Source organism: Mesobacillus sp. (assembly GCF_049588175.1).
Lineage (GTDB): Bacteria > Bacillota > Bacilli > Bacillales > Cytobacillaceae > Mesobacillus.
In genome coordinates this window covers 1-2,404 of record NZ_JBAVFI010000132.1, presented here as the reverse complement: position 1 = coordinate 2,404, position 2,404 = coordinate 1, and the positions used below count along the sequence as shown (strand labels likewise).

Genomic DNA, 2,404 nt, shown 5'->3' with positions numbered 1-2,404 from the left:
GCCCGTTATTTAACGAGCGCGATTACTTCAATCTCTACCAATGCATCTTTCGGAAGTCTTGCTACCTCTACTGTCGAACGTGCAGGCTTATGAACATTGAAATACTCCCCATACACTTCATTCAATTGAGCAAATTCATCCATATTCTTAATAAATACAGTTGCTTTTACAACGGTCTCCAAGGATGCTCCCGCAGCCTCCAGTACAGCTGTCAGATTTTTAAAGACCTGATGTGCCTGGGCCTGGATATCTCCTTCAACCATTACACCTTCTGCAGTCAATGGAATCTGGCCAGAACTGAAGAACAGATTGTTGACTACAACACCTTGGGAGTACGGGCCAATTGCAGCTGGCGCATTTGAAGTTTGTACAATATTCATATTGTCACCCCATCTTATTATTAAAGGCTGTTTTCCCCTGTTATAAAGGAGCCTTTTTAATAGAGTTATTCTTTACGCAAGAAGTAATTTCCTTCACTCACGGTTATTTTTCGTTCTTTTACATCAACATTCGAAAGGCGTACCAGTGAGAGATACTCATCCACTAGTCTTTCTTCGATATTTTCTGATTCAACAAGAACGGCAATTCCCGCTAATTCTGCATTAAACTCTTCAAGCAGATTGATCATCCCATTGACCGTTCCGCCTGCTTTCATGAAGTCGTCCACGATCAATACCTTCGTACCCACTGCAAGGCTTCGTTTAGAAAGCACCATTGTCTGGATCCTTTTTGACGAACCTGAAACATAATTGATGCTGACAGTTGAACCTTCTGTTACCTTGCTGTCTCTTCGGACTATTACAACTGGGACATTTAAATAGCTTGCCACTGCATAGGCGATCGGGATCCCTTTTGTCGCAACAGTCATCACTACCTCAATATTTTTTTTAGCATAAGCAGAAGCAAGCAGCCTGCCAACCTCCTGGACAATCGCAGGGTTACCAATGATATCGTTCATGTATAAATAACCGCCTGGCAACAGCCTGGCAGGACTGGCCATGATCGTGCAGAGTTCATTTATTACTTCTTTCGCTTTATCGTCACTGATATTGACGTGGAACTTAACTCCCCCAGCAGCACCTGGCACCGTTTGCAGCACGCCGATTCCACGCTGCTCAAAGGTCTCTTTGATGATTCCAAGATCTTCGCTGATCGAGGATTTGGCAGAGCCATATTTCTCCGCGAAATAAGTTAACGGTACCAGTTGGCGAGGATGTTCAAGTAAATAAGTCGTCATATCAATCAAACGCTCGCTGCGTCGAAATTTCATTGAAGAACCCCCAAAATCCGAATATTTAAGGTTAATATACCACCATTATACGGATTTAATCAAGGGTATGCCGTTCCCCAAGCATTCTGACAGCAAATACCTGATCACAAAATCCTCTTAAACCATTATAAATCCGATGCATCCGCGAATCATGCTCTACAAGGCTGAAAACGGTTGGGCCGCTGCCGCTCATCAAAACCGCATCCGCTCCAAAGCGCTTCATTTGATCTTTAATTTGGGCCACTTCCGGATATAGTGACAGGGTTACATCCTCCAGCACATTACCAACGCTGTTGCATACCCCATGGAAATCCCCATTTTCTATCGCAGAAATCATTTCTTTGGTAGGCGGATGTTGAATCTTATCTACATGTAAACGACGATAAACCTCTGCTGTTGAGACGCCGATAAAAGGCTTAGCCAGGACAACCCAGCATGTCGGCGGGACTGGAAGCTCCTCGATGATTTCTCCCCGGCCGGTCGCCAGTGCCGTTCCACCATACACACAGAAAGAAACGTCCGAGCCTATTTCCGCACCCAGCACGGCTAGTTCGTCCAAGGTCAGGCCAAGGTTCCAGAGCTTGTTCAGCCCTCTTAGCGTAGCTGCCGCATCACTGCTGCCTCCAGCCAGGCCCGCAGCGACAGGAATCGTTTTTTCGATACCGATGACTACGCCTTTTTTCACCTGGAATCTTTCCTTCAATAAATGGGCTGCCTGATAAGCAAGGTTCCGCTGATCATCGGGAACAAATCTATTGTGTGAATGGATTACAATCCTGTCTTCCTCAAGTAAACTAAGCTCAATGCGGTCAGCCAAATCAATCGTCGTCATCACCATTTCAACTTCATGGTAACCGTCCGGACGTTTATGCAACACATCTAGCGACAAATTAATTTTCGCTGGCGCCTTCACTAAAATCTTCACTGCTTCCACCTACTTTAACGAATTCCACATTTTGTCCTATTTTACCACAAATCGATAAAAGTAAGACTCATCTCCTCGAAACATTCCTTTATTTTATCATTTGCATTATGTCGAATACAGTAAATTCACAAATAATTAGGGAATATACGGTGTTTTGCAGTAAAGTTTACAGGTAAATAACTTCCAGTATGGCTGACCTACATTAAACA

At 44.2% G+C, this 2,404-nt stretch carries 3 protein-coding genes; all 3 read right to left on the bottom strand.

From position 1 onward, the window contains the following. Positions 1-5: 5 nt before the first annotated feature. Positions 6-380: a RidA family protein gene (locus WB217_RS03285; RefSeq protein ID WP_335432589.1), complete on the bottom strand. Its 375-nt coding sequence runs from the start codon at positions 378-380 to the stop codon at positions 6-8. 65 nt (positions 381-445) lie between these two features. Continuing rightward, positions 446-1,270, bottom strand: coding sequence for a pur operon repressor (purR, locus tag WB217_RS03280; RefSeq protein ID WP_423990601.1), 825 nt, complete (start codon positions 1,268-1,270; stop codon positions 446-448). 55 nt (positions 1,271-1,325) lie between these two features. Continuing rightward, on the bottom strand, positions 1,326-2,195 hold the full coding sequence (ispE, locus tag WB217_RS03275) for a 4-(cytidine 5'-diphospho)-2-C-methyl-D-erythritol kinase (protein WP_423990599.1): 870 nt from the start codon (positions 2,193-2,195) through the stop codon (positions 1,326-1,328). Between the last annotated feature and the right edge of the window lie 209 nt (positions 2,196-2,404).

Bases quoted from the DNA above. Each gene is read 5' to 3' on its own strand.
- WB217_RS03285 (WP_335432589.1), bottom strand. From the start codon at position 380: ATGAATATTGTACAAACTTCAAATGCGCCAGCTGCAATTGGCCCGTAC.
- purR (WP_423990601.1), bottom strand. From the start codon at position 1,270: ATGAAATTTCGACGCAGCGAGCGTTTGATTGATATGACGACTTATTTA.